This window comes from Nostoc sp. DSM 114161, assembly GCF_052692665.1.
The window spans coordinates 1,135,982-1,153,331 of sequence record NZ_CP195141.1; the positions used below are offsets into that span (position 1 = coordinate 1,135,982).

At 43.0% G+C, this 17,350-nt stretch carries 16 protein-coding genes; 3 read left to right on the forward strand and 13 right to left on the reverse strand.

Annotated features, from left to right (window positions below; translation table 11 throughout):
• Nucleotides 1–88: 88 nt before the first annotated feature.
• Complete coding sequence (locus tag NSTC745_RS04980) at nt 89–1,291, forward strand: aminotransferase-like domain-containing protein (RefSeq protein WP_445636157.1); 1,203 nt, start codon at nt 89–91, stop codon at nt 1,289–1,291.
• 197 nt (nt 1,292–1,488) lie between these two features.
• On the opposite strand, the gene NSTC745_RS04985 is transcribed toward NSTC745_RS04980, so the two are convergent.
• From NSTC745_RS04985 to NSTC745_RS04995, 3 genes are all read right to left on the reverse strand, one after another.
• Nucleotides 1,489–2,115, reverse strand: coding sequence for a J domain-containing protein (locus tag NSTC745_RS04985; protein ID WP_445636158.1), 627 nt, complete (start codon nt 2,113–2,115; stop codon nt 1,489–1,491).
• Nucleotides 2,116–2,327: 212 nt separating this feature from the next.
• The gene (locus NSTC745_RS04990; protein WP_073642384.1) at nt 2,328–2,921 is read right to left on the reverse strand and encodes an ATP-dependent Clp protease proteolytic subunit; all 594 of its coding nucleotides are present in this window, start codon (nt 2,919–2,921) and stop codon (nt 2,328–2,330) included.
• A gap of 102 nt (nt 2,922–3,023) precedes the next feature.
• On the reverse strand, nt 3,024–3,686 hold the full coding sequence (locus NSTC745_RS04995) for an ATP-dependent Clp protease proteolytic subunit (protein WP_445636159.1): 663 nt from the start codon (nt 3,684–3,686) through the stop codon (nt 3,024–3,026).
• Between the two features lie 233 nt (nt 3,687–3,919).
• Between NSTC745_RS04995 and NSTC745_RS05000 the strand changes: the two genes are divergently transcribed.
• Nucleotides 3,920–5,176: a VWA domain-containing protein gene (locus NSTC745_RS05000; RefSeq protein ID WP_445636160.1), complete on the forward strand. Its 1,257-nt coding sequence runs from the start codon at nt 3,920–3,922 to the stop codon at nt 5,174–5,176.
• Nucleotides 5,173–6,450, forward strand: a complete 1,278-nt coding sequence (locus NSTC745_RS05005; RefSeq protein ID WP_445636161.1) for a vWA domain-containing protein — start codon at nt 5,173–5,175, stop codon at nt 6,448–6,450. Before NSTC745_RS05000 ends, NSTC745_RS05005 begins: the two co-directional genes overlap by 4 nt.
• 216 nt (nt 6,451–6,666) lie before the next feature.
• On the opposite strand, the gene NSTC745_RS05010 is transcribed toward NSTC745_RS05005, so the two are convergent.
• From NSTC745_RS05010 to NSTC745_RS05055, 10 genes are all read right to left on the reverse strand, one after another.
• Nucleotides 6,667–7,083, reverse strand: a complete 417-nt coding sequence (locus NSTC745_RS05010; protein ID WP_445632826.1) for a transposase — start codon at nt 7,081–7,083, stop codon at nt 6,667–6,669.
• Entirely contained in the window at nt 7,074–7,388 is a 315-nt protein-coding gene (locus NSTC745_RS05015) for a transposase (RefSeq protein WP_445632825.1), read from the reverse strand. Before NSTC745_RS05015 ends, NSTC745_RS05010 begins: the two co-directional genes overlap by 10 nt.
• Nucleotides 7,389–7,600: 212 nt before the next feature.
• A complete protein-coding gene (locus tag NSTC745_RS05020; RefSeq protein ID WP_445636162.1) occupies nt 7,601–8,134 on the reverse strand; it encodes a hypothetical protein in 534 nt (177 codons plus the stop codon).
• Nucleotides 8,135–9,409: 1,275 nt separating this feature from the next.
• Nucleotides 9,410–9,967 (reverse strand): recombination mediator RecR, encoded by a 558-nt coding sequence (gene recR / locus NSTC745_RS05025; protein ID WP_199339172.1) that lies wholly within the window; start codon nt 9,965–9,967, stop codon nt 9,410–9,412.
• A 353-nt stretch (nt 9,968–10,320) separates the two neighbouring features.
• On the reverse strand, nt 10,321–11,403 hold the full coding sequence (psbA, locus tag NSTC745_RS05030; protein ID WP_445636163.1) for a photosystem II q(b) protein: 1,083 nt from the start codon (nt 11,401–11,403) through the stop codon (nt 10,321–10,323).
• Between the two features lie 750 nt (nt 11,404–12,153).
• Nucleotides 12,154–12,285, reverse strand: coding sequence for a hypothetical protein (locus NSTC745_RS05035; RefSeq protein ID WP_445636164.1), 132 nt, complete (start codon nt 12,283–12,285; stop codon nt 12,154–12,156).
• Between the two features lie 412 nt (nt 12,286–12,697).
• Nucleotides 12,698–15,436 carry an HD family phosphohydrolase gene (locus NSTC745_RS05040; RefSeq protein WP_445636165.1) on the reverse strand — a complete coding sequence of 913 codons (2,739 nt, stop codon included), beginning with the start codon at nt 15,434–15,436 and terminating at the stop codon, nt 12,698–12,700.
• A 244-nt stretch (nt 15,437–15,680) separates the two neighbouring features.
• On the reverse strand, nt 15,681–16,616 hold the full coding sequence (locus tag NSTC745_RS05045; protein ID WP_445636166.1) for an ADP-ribosylglycohydrolase family protein: 936 nt from the start codon (nt 16,614–16,616) through the stop codon (nt 15,681–15,683).
• Nucleotides 16,617–16,704: 88 nt separating this feature from the next.
• Nucleotides 16,705–17,169, reverse strand: coding sequence for a type II 3-dehydroquinate dehydratase (aroQ, locus tag NSTC745_RS05050; protein ID WP_445636167.1), 465 nt, complete (start codon nt 17,167–17,169; stop codon nt 16,705–16,707).
• Between the two features lie 11 nt (nt 17,170–17,180).
• Nucleotides 17,181–17,318: a hypothetical protein gene (locus NSTC745_RS05055; RefSeq protein WP_011316929.1), complete on the reverse strand. Its 138-nt coding sequence runs from the start codon at nt 17,316–17,318 to the stop codon at nt 17,181–17,183.
• Nucleotides 17,319–17,350: the final 32 nt, after the last annotated feature.

Sequence of the window (17,350 nt, forward strand, 5' to 3'; positions counted from 1 at the left end):
AGAATACATCCATCAACAAAGAAAATCTACACTGTATTTTCCCTAACTCGGAAATTCTGACTCCTGTATTCTTCATTTTGAATTGCTTATGGCTGCTACCGCCAATAGTTATGAAATTGCTGATTTGTTCGCCGAACGAGCCAAAAACCTCGCACCACCAACCTATGGCACAGAGTTAACCAAAATCGTTAGTGTTAGTTTTACCTACGGTTTAGCCGATCCAACTCTGTTTCCTGATGCTGATTTGGCGGCTACAACTGCTGATTTACTGGCAAAAGAAGCTGCGATCGCTCTTAATTACGGCCCGCCTTCAGCTCAACTCTACGAGCAAATTAGCCTCCGCTTGGAGGCTCAAGGAATCGCCGCTGATGGCGATCGCCTTCTGATTGGCTATGGTTCTGGACAGATTCTCGGCTTACTACCAGATGTATTTATCGAACCTGGTGATGTGGTAATTGTAGAAGGCCCGACCTTCTTGGGAGTAGTTGCTAGATTTGTTCACGCTGGCGCACGCCTAATTACCATTCCTGTAGATGAGTTGGGAATGAATGTGGACGCCCTAGAAGAAACTTTAAGTGACTTGAAAAAACAGGGCATTCGACCCAGGTTTATTTACACCATTCCCACCTTTCACAATCCTACAGGCACTACTATGCCCTTATTTCGCCGCCAAAAATTAGTAGCACTGGCGGCTGAATATGGCGTGCTGGTGGTGGAAGACGATGCCTATAAGGATTTGCGTTTTCAAGGAGAAACCGTGCCGTCCTTGGCGTCCCTCGACCAGGAAGGGTGGGTGTTATATGTGAGTACCTTCTCGAAAATTATTGCACCTGGTGTCAGGTTGGGCTTTGCTTGTGGCGATCCAGCAATTATTGAGCGCTTAGCAATGTTCAAAAGCGAGGGGCCTGTAGGGCCTTTTGTCAGTCATGTAGTTGGCCGCTACTGTGCTACTGGCAAATTAGATGCTCACATTCAGAAGCTGATCGCCTGCTACAAGCATAAGTGCAATTTGTTGTTAGAAGCGATCGCTGCTGAGTTTCCCAGCGATATAGTTGCTTTGCGACCGGATGGCGGCTTTTTCGTTTGGTGTAAATTGCCGCCAGATATCAGTGCCAAAGCACTCCTAAGTGCTTGTGCACAACAAGGCGTCAGCTTTCTACCAGGAACTCGCTGCTACGCCAACGGTCAGGGCGATGATGCTATCAGGTTGGCTTTTAGCTTTCAACCAAAGGACAAGATTGTAGAGGGAATCGCTACCCTTGGAGCAGTGTTGCGTGAATGGCAGCGATAACAGCGGACAGAGGACAAGGGAGGGGGAGACAAGGGGACAAGGGGAGAAAAAATCCTTGTCTGTTTGTCCTCTTCCATCTTCATATAATACCATGTCCGGTTGAATACTTAAGTAATTAAGCTGAGGCTCTAAGACGGAGAGTTTTTAACTATAAGTAATTTAGCGAACTTGATTTATTCTGAACTCTGTATTCTTCTTCAAAAAATTTGTTCTAAACGCTCGAAATCTCGCTGCACTGCATTCCAGAGGGTTTTATTATGAGGGTCTGTTTTCAGGGCTTTTTTGAGATAAATTCTGGCTTTGAGGAGCTGGTTTTCGGAAATTAGCGCCCGTCCCCAGATTTGATAGGCAACTGCTAGCCATTGGCGGACTTCTGCATCACCAGATAGCCGATCTGATAAAGCTTCGGCTAGAGCGATCGCTTGGGGAAATCGTCTTTCTTGCAAAAATTGCTGCAATTGCTCGTAAGTTTTCCATTTGAGGCGTTGTTCTATTTCCACCAAATTGGGGGGTTTTGGTGTCCCTGGTTGCTGGGTTTTCGCCTTTGTGGCTGGTGTTTTTTCCCGATGCGTTGCCTTGGGGCGATCGCGTCCCGACGTTGACACCGAATTTGAATGTGCAGCTGTTTCCTCTTGTGGTAGTACTACCGTCAGTAGGAGTTTGTAAGCCTCTGTCAAGGCAATAAACTTATCTTTGGCTCTGTTGTCATCTGGGTTAATATCGGGGTGATATTGCTGCGCCAGTCGTCGATAAGACGCTTTGATTTCAGCAAAAGAGGCTCCCGACCTTAAACCCAATAAACGGTAGCAATCTCCAAGATCCATCTTGAGCTATGAGCTATCGAATATTTAGCTACAGACTATCAGCTACTAGCTCATAGCCTGAGATATCAATCATAAAGGTAAATTTAATATTTTAAAGTTCAATTTTGACAGTTTTTTGGTGTTGGGCATGGGGCATGGGGCATTGGGCAAAGGGCAAGGGGCAGGGGAGGAAGCGAAGACCCCTCCTTTTCCCTTTCCCCTTTTCCCCATTCCTACGGTCTTTCTTCAATCACACGGTCAATTAAACCGTATTCTTTAGCTTCTTGAGCAGACATGAAAAAGTCGCGATCCATGTCTTTTTCAATTTTTGCTAAGGTTTGACCGGTGTTGTCAGCATAAATTTGATTTAGCTGGTTGCGAATCCGCAGAATTTCTCTGGCTTCAATTTCGATGTCGCTTGCTTGCCCGCGGGTGCCACCAGAAGGTTGGTGAATCATAATCCGTGAGTGAGGCAATGCTAACCGCTTACCTTTGGCTCCGCCTGCTAGCAGAAATGAACCCATAGAGGCTGCTAGACCCGTGCATATTGTAACCACATCTGATTTGATGTGCTGCATGGTGTCATAAATTGCCAGCCCGGAAGTGACCATACCGCCAGGGGAGTTGATATATATGTAAATATCTTTACCTGGATCTTCCGAATCAAGATATAGCAAGAAGGCTATAATCTCGTTGGCGATTTTATCGTCAATTTCTTCACCCAGGAAAATAATTCGTTCTAGGGAAAGACGAGTATAAATGTGAACCCATTCCTCCATCTGTCCCCCTGGCAACCGATAGGGAACGCTGGGGTAACCAATAGGCATAATTTGCTCCGTTATTACAATGATTTATAGCAACGATGAAGCCTGGTAGCTCCTGTGGGGTAAGTGAGTTGAAATCGCAAGAAATCAGACTCACTTGATTTTTTAAAGGACGCTGGCAGGTAGTGGGGGATTGGCCAGTTCTTCTTTTTCAAAAACTCGGTCAATCAAACCGTATTCCTTAGCTTGATAGGGAGTCATGTATAGCAGACGATCCATATCTTTGCTAATTTTTTCTGGCGGCTGTTCTGTGTTGCGAGACAAAATGTCAATCAATGATGCTTTGTTGGCTAGAACTTCCTTGGCCCGAATTTGAATATCCGTTGCTTGACCTTGGGCGAAACTCTTGGGTTGGTGCAGAATAATGGATGCATGGGGTAAGCTAGCACGGCAACCTTTTGTACCAGCACTGAGGAGCATCGCTGCCATACCCATCGCCGAACCGATGCAGATGGTGTGGATCGGAGGCTTGATATATTTCATTGTGTCATAGATGGCGAAGGCTTCGGTCTCAAAGCCTATGGGTTCGCCACTGTAACCAGAAGTGCCTGTAGAGTTGATGTAAATTTTAATTGGTTTTTCTGGGTCATCGGACTGCAAGTACAGGAGTTCGGCGATGATCAGTTTTGTAATTTGTGGAACTAAAGGAGTTCCTAAGTAGACAATTCGCTCCTTTAATAGTAGAGAGGGTAAATCTGGCGGCGGTTTCCGGTAAAAACGATCGCCGTAATAAGGGGATTGAACAGCCTTGATGGCGGAAATGTCCATAGCAACTGATCGCCTGCAATTATGCCGTTAACTGTAATACATCCTAGCGTGATGCTAACTCGGTTAAAGGTGTGGATTTCTCCCTAATGGTTAAGGGGGGGCTAGCATCTGCCAATATTTGGCTTCTAAGATATTCTGATTATATTAATGTATTGGATAGGTTTTCCGTAGCGCTAAAGTAGTGCTTTGAAGTTATTTACAAATATCTATATCTTAAATAGGAATTTTGAGTTATGAGGGTTAGCTTACAGCCTGCCTTGAATGATAGTAATTTGGACGCCAATCAACTGAACTCTCAACGCCAGTTGGAAATTTCGATTTCAGCGATCGCGGAAGTTCAAGACCGCAATGTACCACTCAATTTGTGCCTGATTCTCGACCATAGCGGTTCGATGAATGGGCGACCCCTAGAAACGGTGAAAAACGCGGCGAGTCGTCTGGTGGATCGATTAAGTCCTGGCGATCGCCTGAGTGTTGTAGTTTTTAATCACCGTGCTAAAGTCTTAGTGCCCAGTCAAGCGATCGAAGATCCAGAAAAAATTAAACAGCAAATTAAGCGTCTAGCTGCTGATGGTGGGACTTCCATTGATGAAGGATTGCGCTTGGGGATTGAAGAATTGGCTAAGGGTAAAAAAGATAGCGTTTCCCAAGCTTTCTTATTAACCGATGGCGAAAATGAACATGGTGATAATAATCGCTGTTTAAAATTTGCTCAATTAGCCGCCAGCTACAATTTGACTTTGAATACTTTGGGATTTGGTGACAATTGGAACCAAGATGTTTTAGAAAAAATTGCTGATGCTGGTTTGGGTACTTTGTCTTATATTCAAAAACCCGATCGCGTAGTCGATGAATTTAGCCGTTTGTTCAGCCGCGTGCAAGCAGTAGCGTTAACTAATGCTTATTTGATATTTTCCCTCATGCCCAATGTCCGGCTAGCTGAACTCAAACCGGTTGCCCAAGTTTCTCCAGACACAATTGAGTTACCGCTGCAACAAGAACCAGACGGACGTTTCGCTGTGCGCTTGGGAGATTTAATGAAAGATGCAGAACGGGTGATTTTGGCTAATATTTATTTGGGACAATTACCATCAGGGAAACAAGCGATCGCTAACGTGCAAGTGCGCTACGACGACCCAGCTACCAACGAAACAAGTATATTTACGCCAAATATCCCAGTTTACGCCAATATAGTGGGAGATTACCAACCAAACCCCAATCCCCAGGTGCAACAATCGATTTTGGCATTGGCGAAGTATCGCCAAACTCAGTTAGCCGAGACGAAATTACAACAGGGCGATCGCACTGGTGCGGCGACAATGCTACAAACCGCTGCCAAAACTGCCCTGCAAATGGGAGATACTGGCGCAGCGACGGTGTTGCAAACTTCTGCCACCCAGCTACAATCTGGTGGAGATTTATCTGAAAGCGATCGCAAGAAAACCAGAATTGTCTCCAAAACAGTTTTGCAAGATACCCCTCCGCAATGAAAGTTAAATTGCTCTCAGCACTAAATGACAATAATGTTGATGCGGCTCAAACTAGTAGCCAACGTCAATTGGCAATGACTATTTCGGCGATTGCTGGTGAATTTGACCAAAATCTCCCTCTTAACCTCTGCTTGATTCTAGATAAAAGTGGTTCTATGCACGGAAAACCAATTACAACGGTGATTCAAGCAGTAGAAGGATTAATCGATAAGTTAAGACCTGGCGATCGGATTTCGATTGTGGCTTTTGCGGGTTCTGCCGAAGTCATTATCCCCAACCAAATTATTGAAGACCCCGAAAGCCTCAAATCCCAAATTAAAAAGAAACTCAGTGCTAGCGGCGGTACAATAATTGCTCAGGGTTTGGAACTGGGAATTACAGAACTGATGAAGGGCACAAGAGGTGCTGTTTCCCAAGCATTTCTGCTGACGGATGGTCAAGGTGAAAGCAGTTTGCGAATTTGGAAATGGGATATCGGCCCGGATGACAATAAGCGCTGTTTAGAACTGGTGCTAAAGGCTGCCAAGCTGAACTTAACTATTAATACTCTCGGATTTGGCAATAGCTGGAATCAGGATTTGTTAGAAAAAATTGCCGATATCGGTGGTGGTACTTTAGCTTATATCGAACGTCCCGAACAAGCTCTAGAGCAGTTTAGCCGTTTGTTTGGGCGGATTCAATCTGTGGGGCTAACCAATGCCTATTTATTGTTGTCTTTAGTACCCAATGTCCGCCTAGCAGAATTTAAACCCATTGCCCAAGTTTCCCCAGACACAATTGAGTTACCAGTGGAATCAGAAGATGGTAGTTTTGCTGTACGCTTGGGAGATTTGATGCAGGATGTAGAACGGGTAGTTTTGGCTAATATTTATTTGGGACAGTTACCAGAAGGTAAACAGGTAATTGGGCATCTGCAAATTCGTTATGATGACCCGTTGATTAATCAGCAAGGATTACTTTCGCCCATCGTGCCAGTCTACGCAGATGTGGTGAAGGCGTATCAACCAACATCTAATCCTGAGGTTAAACAGTCTATTTTAGCATTAGCCAAGTATCGCCAAACTCAATTAGCTGAAGCGAAATTGCAACAGGGCGATCGCACTGGTGCAGCCACAATGCTACAAACAGCTGCCAAAACTGCTTTACAAATAGGAGATAAAGGTGCAGCGACAGTTTTGCAAACTTCCGCCACTCGCCTGCAAGCTGGGGAACAACTTTCCGAAGCAGACCTGAAGAAAACTAGGATTGCATCAAAGACTGTTTTACAAGAATAGTAAAAATTCAGCGTTGCTGATTAACAATGAGCGTGTACAGTATTTTTAATTTAAAAATGGGTATATAGAACCCATTTGAGATCTAAGAAGGGGTTGCAAGTCTCTTAAGCATCAGCCGAATAAAACAAAGATTAACCTTGGCAGTCGCTGTCTTCGAGAGTTCTCTCAAAGTTCTTGACGAGGATTTTGCATCTTTCCATCCAAGCATTTGAGCGTTCAATTACCCACCTCGCTGCAACGGGAACTTTCCCCAGATTTACCTTGCACTTTCTTTTCTTGTTTCGATGGTTTTGGCGAAAGTTCAAATCTGATTTTCGTCATGATCTGGGGATAAACCAACTCTAACTCCTGCGTGAGATGTTCAGGATGATAACCGTGGTCTAGCAGGATGGTGGTCTTGGGAAGATTAACGGGTTTTGACTTGAAATAATCAATATTGAGCGTCAACATTTCAATCAAACCTTTATCATCAGATACATTCGCTTTAGTGCAATGAGTAAAGAAGGGAAACCCCAGGGTATCAACGGCTAGATGCCTCTTAATCCCATTCGTCGATTTGTAGAAACAATATCCTTTTGATTCAACACTAGCATTACAAGTGTTTTTCACCGCTTGGGAGTCAATTATGAGCAACGTCGTCCATTTGGGTTTTTTTTAACTTGCTCACGCACTTGAGAATGTAAGATACCCATTAGTTTTTCGATCGCTCCTTGAGCCCGCCACTGCTTGTAATGCCAATATACGGTTGAGTAAGGGGGCAAGTCCTTGGGCAAATCTTCCCAATTACAGCCATTCTTCAGTTGATAGAAGATGCCATCCAAGAGTTCTCTTTTTGTCCAATTGGAGGGTCTGGTCTGCTTCTTAGGCGGCAAGATCTCAGGCAGTAGAGGTTCAAGGATTTCCCACTCTTCGTCTGTTAGGCTGCTAGAGTATGGCATGACTGCTAAATACGGCTTTTGCGGTAACTCTACTTCAAGATAGTAAAAGATATCAAATGGGTTCTATATTGCTTTATGCCCAAATATAGCAGTTACGATCCGATCTACAATGATAAATCTTGCTCTACGTTAATCAGCGTCTTTAAGGCTGGTGGCATCAAGGTTTGTATTTTTCAGATTAGCACTTTGCTAAAACCTTTTCAAAGGTCTAGCTATCGCTTGTTTGATAGATAGTAGATTACTTCGATACCTATGGCTACTCCTAGCATAAACACTAAAACCCAAACGGTTTGTGGATCTGTTTGCAAAGCAAACCAAATTAATATTCCTAGTGCCAACAAAATCACCATTGCTCCTGCGAAAATTGACTGTAGCGACGACACTGAGACTGGTTCTAGACGGGAAATATCGATGTGATTGCTTCCCATAGTAATGAACAGTATCAAAATTCCCACTTTGAAGCTGACAATCCAAATTTGAGATTTCCCAATATAATTGGCAGTTAGTAGATTTAGTCCAGTTGTCCCTAAAATTGCCAAGCTAATCAGTAAGTGCTTCCAAATTGGTTGAGTAGATCCGAACAGGCTAACTCCATAACTACCAAAAGCCTTCAAGTAAAAGGAAAGTATGACCACATAGCTAAACCATAGTAGAAGATTCAGTGTCCCACTAAACAGCCCTAGACCAAAAGCTTGGTTCAAGAAGTGCATTCGATGGAGTAGTGGTGGTTCGATCGATGCGTTCAACCTTATCTATAAACCAGCAGAATTACCAGTAAGCCATTGAAAGATTTTGGTGAATCAACAGAACGCGTAGGCGTAGCCCGTCGTAGACATCGCAAAGTTTTGGCTCAAAGATACACCAAAATAAATGCGTAAATTACTTACAGCAATTTGCAGTTGAATAGACCACAGTAGGGGCACAACAATGTTGTGCCCTTACGATAATTTAGTATTCAAGTATGTATTCCATCCAAATGAAAAGCGCTGTAAATCAATAAGCAAACTGGGGTTTGAGAAAGTCAAAGCTGATTTTACTTGCGGAAAATACCAAAATCAATAAGCAAACTGGAGTTTGAGAAAGTCAAAGCTGATTTTGCTTGCGGAAAACACCAAAATCAGAAAGCAAACTGAGGTTTGAGAAAGTCAAAGCTGATTTTGCTTGCGGAAAACACCAAAATCAGAAAGCAAACTGAGGTTTGAGAAAGTCAAAGCTGATTTTGCTTGCGGAAAACACCAAAATCAGAAAGCAAACTGGAGTTTGAGAAAGTCAAAGCTGATTTTGCTTGCGGAAAACACCAAAATCAGAAAGCAAACTGGGGTTTGAGAAAGTAATTAAGCATTTTGAGTAAGCAATATGGCTTTTTGCTTATTAAATATGAGGTTTTGAGAAAATAATGTGCCTTTTTACTGATTAAATTAGAACTTACGCATTGACAAAAAATACCAAATATAAGTAATTAAAAAACCACATTTGTTGTAGGGGCACAGCAGTGCTCATTGGTGTCAACTTAAGCCCAAAGCTTTGTTCCACAGCCGTTTACCCCACCCCTCAATCCCCTCCCCTTAGCAAGGGGAGGGGAGGTTTTGCGTCAGCAAAGCCGGGGTGGGGTAACGCGGATCTTGATGGGAAGTGAGTAGAACTCGCTCATCACGTTTTCACCAGGGTTCACGTTAATTTGACACCAATGAGCAGTGCTGTGCCCTTACACCGAGGGTCTATTTACTATCAAAGAATGATTAATAAAAGCCTGAAACGACCTATGCATGTAAATTCACACCATGATTAATTTGTACAGTGCGTAAGTCCTATAAATATGAATTTCAGTTATGACAGTTGAAGCATAGTTTATGTCCTAAACCATGCTTCAACTGGTATATCTGCAAATTTTTAGCAGAAAATTTATCCAAGGATTTCGCTACTTGGTTCTTAGGCGAACCTATTACTTTAACTCAACGAAGTCCAAAAGAATGATTTCTCGAACTGATTCGTGCTGCTGCCTTAATTTTAATTCGAGTCGTTCAGTCTAATTCCCGGCGTCCTTCCAAGGCTCTTGCCAGAGTAACTTCGTCGGCGTACTCTAAATCACCACCGACAGGTAAACCAAAGGCAATTCGTGTCACCTTGGTAAATGGCTTCAGTAGCTGACCGAGATACAGTGTAGTTGTCTCCCCTTCTACACTCGGACTAATTGCCAAAATCACTTCTTGGGGTTGTTGTTTACTCACCCGACGTACTAAAGCTTGAATGGTCAACTGTTCTGGGCCAATTCCGTCAATGGGAGAAATTACCCCGCCCAAAACATGATACTTGCCCTTATACTCGCGAGTTTTTTCTAGGGCAATCACATCACGAGAATCTGCTACTACACAGATAGTATTGTTATCACGGTTGACATTACGACAAATTTCACAAACTGGCTCAGCAGATAAGTGAAAACAAACAGAACACAAGCCGATCTGTTTTTTTGCCTCTACCAAAGCTTGCGCCAAAGCTTCTACTTCTGCTTCTGGTCGCTTCAAAATGTGCAAAGCCAGTCGCTGGGCAGATTTGGGGCCAACTCCTGGTAAGCGTTGCAACTGCTCAATTAACCGTGCTAAAGGACGTGCGTAAACCGTGGTTTTGTCTCCAGAATGTTTTCACCTTAACTATGATGACATTCCTACAGAATTTTGGAGCGGTTTTGAGGCAATGGCTTTGGCACAGGGGCGATCGCTCGATTGAAACACCATAAAATTGAGTCAGGCTTGCACTAGTGATATGAAAACGCTAGCCAAATGGTCTGGAGGCAATTACCATCGCATGATTAAAGCTTCGTACATCTTGATTGAATTGGTTGAACGCATAGGTCTTTACCCCCAATTTTAAGACACTAAAAAGCGCCCCCTTTCGGAGAGCGCTTTTACTGTATTTGATTTGGCTTAATTACTGATTAACCGTTGATGTCAGGAGCGGTTAGAGCAACAGGAGCAACATCACCAGCAGCCAAATCTAAGGGGAAGTTGTGAGCGTTACGCTCGTGCATTACTTCCATACCCAGGTTAGCGCGGTTGATGATGTCAGCCCAGGTATTGATTACGCGACCTTGAGAGTCGATGATGGATTGGTTGAAGTTGAAACCATTGAGGTTGAACGCCATTGTGCTTACACCCAAGGCGGTGAACCAGATGCCGATTACAGGCCATGCAGCTAAGAAGAAGTGCAAGGAACGGCTGTTGTTGAAGGAAGCGTATTGGAAGATCAAGCGACCGAAGTAACCGTGAGCAGCAACGATGTTGTAGGTTTCTTCTTCTTGACCGAACTTGTAACCGTAGTTTTGAGATTCGCTTTCGGTTGTTTCACGAACCAAGGAAGAAGTAACTAGAGAACCGTGCATTGCGGAGAATAAGCTTCCGCCGAATACACCAGCCACACCTAACATGTGGAAGGGGTGCATCAGGATGTTGTGCTCTGCTTGGAACACAATCATGAAGTTGAAGGTTCCGGAGATTCCCAAGGGCATACCGTCAGAGAAGGAACCTTGTCCGATGGGGTAAATCAAGAATACTGCGGTTGCTGCTGCTACTGGCGCAGAGAACGCTAGGCAGATCCAAGGACGCATTCCCAAGCGGTAGCTGAGTTCCCACTCACGACCTAAGTAGCAGAATACGCCAATCAGGAAGTGGAAGATTACCAACTGGTAAGGGCCGCCGTTGTAGAGCCATTCATCTAAAGATGCTGCTTCCCAAATTGGGTAGAAGTGCAAACCAATTGCGTTAGAAGAAGGTACTACTGCACCGGAGATGATGTTGTTTCCGTACAGTAAGGAACCTGCTACTGGCTCGCGGATACCATCGATGTCTACCGGAGGTGCTGCGATGAAGGCGATTACGAAGCAGGCGGTTGCGGCTAGCAGGGTGGGGATCATTAGGACTCCGAACCAGCCGATGTAGAGGCGGTTGTTGGTGCTGGTGATCCAGTTTGCAAACCGCTCCCATACGTTGGCGCTTTCGCGACGTTGAATGGTTGCTGTCATTGTTTTATAAGTGCGGTTGAATTTATGTATGAATCAGGCGCTTTTGTTTTCGCCTGTGAGTATACTTTACACTGCTTTACAAAAGTTAATCAAGTGTTGGGACTTTTAGAAAACTAGCTTTAATCATTAGTTTTACTTATTTAAAGGTAAGCAACGAAGCTTAAAATATGCCGCAGCTACCTATATATATGGAAATTTATAGTTGTATTTCGGTTCGATCGCCTACTTATCTGGGAATAATAACTTTGTAGATTACCGCTATTCCAAAAAATTAACCCTCAGCTTACCACTGGGGGCTTTTTTGTTTGGCAAAATGGCAGATGTGCCAATTAAAGGCTTGCTATGGTATTGAAGTAGGATACATTCCATGCGAAAAGTACTGACTTGCATTACCCCTGGTTAACTACCAGGGGTTTTTATTAAAACTTGTTAACAATATAGTAAAAATCCAGAAATTAAAACAAATTCACTATGATTTGTAGATCGTAGTTATATAACCCTGCATTTTGGATAATTGGAGCTACTTGATTTGCAACGTCGGCTCTAAAACCAAGTCTCTGATAAACAACAGGATTTTTCCACAAAAACATCTTTGCTATTTTTTTTAGACGCAACGAAGCCGAAAGGAAAACTGGAAGGAACATTATTTTCCTTTAGCTCACTTATTAATTGGTAATCTTCACCTAGTTTTGGTTCATTTATTTCATCAAATTTATCACCCTGTTTTCGTTTATTATTTATGTCATCAAACTACTGATACACCTTTTGGATTAAACCTGCTAATTCTTGAGCTATTGAAGAGTCAAATTCTTTGTAATTAGAGTCAAAAATGGATATGTCTACTCTTACTACTGGTTTATTAGCATCCGGTAAAGAAGTCATCAGTTCCATCCTATGTAGTCGTTTAAGGCACTTGTAGTTTAGATTATTATCTGGTCACAAAATAGACATAGATTTTCTAGATAATATCTGTAAGCAGGTATCATACTTGCCTTATACCTATACTGTCCATATTTTGGGTAGATATCCCGAAAAATTCTGAATAACATTAATTTTTCTTAATCTGCTCTGGCTGAATCCTCAATATTAGTTAATTTGGACACTCAGCATATATTTCAATACGTTTAGGTTACAGGTTATTCATGTAGATAATTGGTCTTTAGAAACGCGATTTATCGCGTCTCTACATGATAATTTTGTTGCTCATTGTGAACTGTATTGGCATATACTTGGGAAAAACAGCGATCGCTCCCCAAAAAATCACAGGGGTGGCCCATCTGTCTTAGACATCCCATCACGAATTCCGTGCAGTGCTACTAGCCTTCAACTTGGGATAAGCAATGCGCTTGTGATTAAATTGCTGCCAAACATCCACAAATATCTGGGCAATTTGTGACATTTCTTCCCGTGTTAGCCCGGAATCTACGAGTTGATTGTCTTGCCATCTGGCACGCAAAATATTATTCAGCATTGTTAAAGCTTGTTCGATAGAGACATCTTTAGGCGATCGCTCTTTTTCTCCCTCAACAGTCTTTGCTCCTACTTTGCTTCCCTTTAACGGTACAGGACGTTTCCCTGATACTTCGAGCGATCGCAGCGCCGCTTCGCAAGCATCCGCCAACATTACAATTCCTGTTTCCCGTGACTGGGGAATCGGCCCGTCATAGCGAAAATCTGCTTCATTTACCGTTAAATTTGGATCTTCTTGAGCCATTTGCTGGGCTTGGTGATAAAAATAAGCAATCAGCATTGTTCCTTGATGTTCTGGAATGAAGGCTTGAATTGCTGTGGGCAAAAGGTGTTTACGTGCCATCACCAACCCTTCACTGACATGCTTTTTAATAATTTCTGCACTCTTCCAAGGATCTTTAATTTCTGTATCGTGTTTATTCGGCCCCCCCATTTGATTTTCAATAAATCCCAGAGGGTCGTGCATTTTTCCAATATCATGGTATAATGCACCAGCCCTAACTAATTCAACATTGCATCCTAATTGTTTGGCAGCAGCTTCAGCAAGGGTAGCCACAAACAGCGTATGTTGAAAAGTTCCAGGAGTTTCAGTCGCGAGTCTTTTCAATAAAGGGCGGTTTGGGTTCGCCAACTCTGCTAGGCGGATGGGAGTGACTAAATCAAAAAGCCTTTCTAAATAAGGACTCAAACCTAAAGCGATGACACTCCAAACAAAGCCCGATGAAGCAAATAACCCTGCTTCTCGGAGGACGATATACCAAGTTGAACCAAATGCTTGGCCAATTAAGACTTTTACAATCAGGTAAATACCGCCTTGAGTCAAAGCGATCGCCACGCCTAACAACGCCAACTCCTCACGCGATCGCAATCTCTGGGCGATGCAACTACCTAATATTCCTCCGCCTACACCAGCTAAAAGCGCAACTTTGCTCATATCCAAGCCGATGGCTAATATTGGCGACAGCAGTCCCACAACTGTCAACCCCAAAGTCGGACCGTAAAAACTTCCCAACAATAAACCAAGGGCACTCCATGTAGTGTAAGGCAATCCCATGACGATTACTCCTGGTACGCTCAGAGCTAGGAGTAACACCAATAGGCGATCGCGTTGTCGCAATTGGCAATTGATATGTCGTTCTACCCAGATAAAAATCCCAATGGCGACGGTAATGATGCATCCTAACTTCACCAATTCCACCCACTTAATCTGGCGGCGAATCAAGTGATAATGCTGCAATACCTCAAAATCCCAAGCACTAATCTGCTCTCCTTGTTTGACAATCGCCTCACCTTGCCGTACATTCACCATCACAGGCGACACCCCAGCAGCAGCTTTTTGAGCTTTTTCTCTGGTTTTTTCTTCATCTTTTTGCAGATTTGGCTGAAGTACAGCTAATAAAACTTTGCTTGCTAAAGGTTCGGCGTCTTGGGGTACAAAGGTCTGGATTTGTAAGCTGACTGCATCTTGTATAATATTTTGTGGCAATCCGTGGGGGATGCCTTGAGTGAGAATCCGCTCTGCACTCCGATGGATTCCCAATTGTGTATTTTCCCACTCCCGATCCGACAAATCTAAGAGCAGAGATTCCTCATATATTGTTTCAGGACTAACACTCTCCAACTGTAAAAGTTTTGCAGTAGCTTGAGTGTATTTTTGGCGTGCTTGCGAAATTTGGGCAATTAGCGAGGAAAAGCTTTTGTCAGAATTTGTTAACTGGTAAGCTTCTAGTTCTTTTATTGCCTGAGTAAAGTCAGTGTTTTGAGAAAAATCACCAGGTTTTGTCTCATCTGACCCGACTTCAGTATTCTGGAAATTATATTTGGGTAGTACTTGATTAGGTGCAGCTAATGAAGCGGCGGTTCGTTGTGTTATTTTTTGGTGCTGGTTTCGATGATTTTTGAGAGCCACTATCACCGCTTGCCATTCCGGTTCAGAGCAAGAACGGAGATAAAGCTGGCTAGTTCGAGACAAAACTGTAGTATCAAAAAAAGGAAACACTCCTGCAATGGCACGAATTTCATTACCATCATCCAGAAGTTGTTGTAAATCTTCATCGATTTTTTGATTGATTTGTGCATCAATCATCAACACTGGTATAAAACTTTTGCTAGCGGCTCTACGTTCAGCGTCTGTTTTTTTCTTATCTTCAATGCTATCTGTATAAGGCGCTCTAATTGTTTGTGGTGCGGGATTGCCTATTTGTATTTGAGTTTGATTGTATAGTTTATTACCAATTACGCCCGTAAGAGAGATTATAGCGATCGCCAAAATGACGAAGTAACGCTTTCCATGTATCCAGTTGCAAGCAAGTGTACAAATACTACCTTGAGTTTTGGCTGAATTTGCCATTGACTTTAGCGCTCTTTCTTGTTTTTGGCGTTCCCCTTTGTGATTGCTTTTTGAGACAAACAAGATTACATTTTTGAAGATAGCTGTTGTAAGTTCCCTTCTATAGCTTGTATCTTTAAGTAGCTTTCTCTTACGGCGTAGTAATCTGTACCATCGTCGCCAGTAAGACAATTGCTGTGTCAATAACTGCAAAAATGGCTCAGTCGTTTTCATTATCTCTGCCTGCAATTGCTGACTTTGATAAGTTAGTGTTCATTGATTTTTCCAGGATGGTTAAAATCTTCCCTTCGGGGACGCTACGCGAACAAAGGGGCTAGACGACCAGCATTTAACATTGCAACTACGGTTGCGGAAGTTAGCTACACAATCAAGTCGAGGGTTTGCCGAAAAATATTAGTATAGGATACTTTCAATATTGCAATTTTGGCATCCGCACTGTTGTTTGCTCAAAATAGCATTAACGCAACCTAATAACACGAGGAGCTGCGTAAACTGAAAGCAAATCTACCCTAGAAACGGCACATTCCTCCTCTGTTAAGTCCTTAGGATCTAGGCGAATGTTATTATACAATCCCGACCACACAGCCACAAGTGCATCAGCTAATTCTAACATTTCGTCAAAGCTTGTTAGTTCGGATGCTGGAGAATTCTTCTTTAGAAGCAATCGCCAATTTAGAGGAATTCCTGCTGTAGTGTTATATGCGCCTGATAAAGCAGCTGTAATTGCACCTGTATGTGCTATTGATTGGGTAGCATCTTGCAGTTTGGAATCACCTTTGTGAGTAGCCCGCAAAACTGCAAGGCGAAAGTCTTCTAACGTACTCAGAAAACAGTAAAATGCGATCGCAATAGTGTTACTGAGCTTTTCTTTGCCAGCAAACTCGGCTTCTATCCTTTCTAATCCAGCCCCTTGTGCTAATAAATCCTGAATTCTTAATAATTTTTTTGGTATTGAGGTCCGCGTTTCTTGAAGAAAGGAAATTGTTTGGGGAATCAGGGTTAGGGGGTCGAGTTTCTCATTTAAGGCTAGAGCTATCGCATACCCTACTGCTAATGTCCCATCCCTAACCACTGGGTCATCATCCCAGATTTTTAGGACGCCCAGCAAGTTTTTTCGTAGCTTAATTGGATTTTCGTGAAAAAAAAGTGCCACTGGTAGTGTGGCAATAATTATATCTGTTGGAGCTAAATCAAGAGAAGCTTGTTGCTGACGCGCCATCCAATCGTCTAAATCTAATCTACCCAAGCTAATTAAACTCTGGGTACCGAGAATTGCCATTCTGCCAAAATCAGGGTAATTCTGAGGCTGTATTCCATCACCAGAGGTTAAACTTCCCCCCAGGAATGCTCCGAATAAAGTGCCTCTAAACCGACTTATAAGAGAGTAACGCATGAATTATAGAGTGAAAAGTGAAAAGTGAGGAGTGAGGAATTAATTATAAAAATTTCTAATTCCTGACTTTACTATTAACTCCTAACTCCTAACTCCTAACTCTTAAATAATTTACTAACGCTTGTAAGCCCAACAAATAACTTTGAGAGCCAAAACCGCTGATTTGCCCGATGGCTACTGGGGCGATGTACGAATGATGGCGGAAATCTTCTCGACGATAAATATTACTCAGATGTACTTCTACTGTAGGTAAATTAACGGCAGCGATCGCATCTCGCAATGCTACACTTGTGTGGGTATATGCCCCTGCATTAATTAAAATTCCTTGATGTTGCCCTAATGCTTCATGAATAGCATCCACTAAAATTCCTTCATGATTTGACTGCAAGGGAAAAACTTTCGCCTGTAATTTTAGTCCTTCCTCTTCTAACAGGCGGTTAATTTCTGCTAATGTCAACGAGCCATAAATTCCCGGTTCTCGCTGTCCTAGCAAATTTAAGTTTGGCCCGTGCAGTGCCAGAATACTTAAGGGTTCTAAGGTCGAATTTAGCACTTTCGGGGCTACTAGCGACGGCGCGAGCGATCGTTCACAGGAATCGGAATCAGTTCCGGTTCCGGCTCAGCCTCTGGCCCTAAAAGGCTCTCAATTAGCTTGCGTGCTAATTCCTTAAGCTTTTCTAGCACCTTTTCTATATAGTCCATGAACTGACCGCTCCTGAGATACTACCTCAATT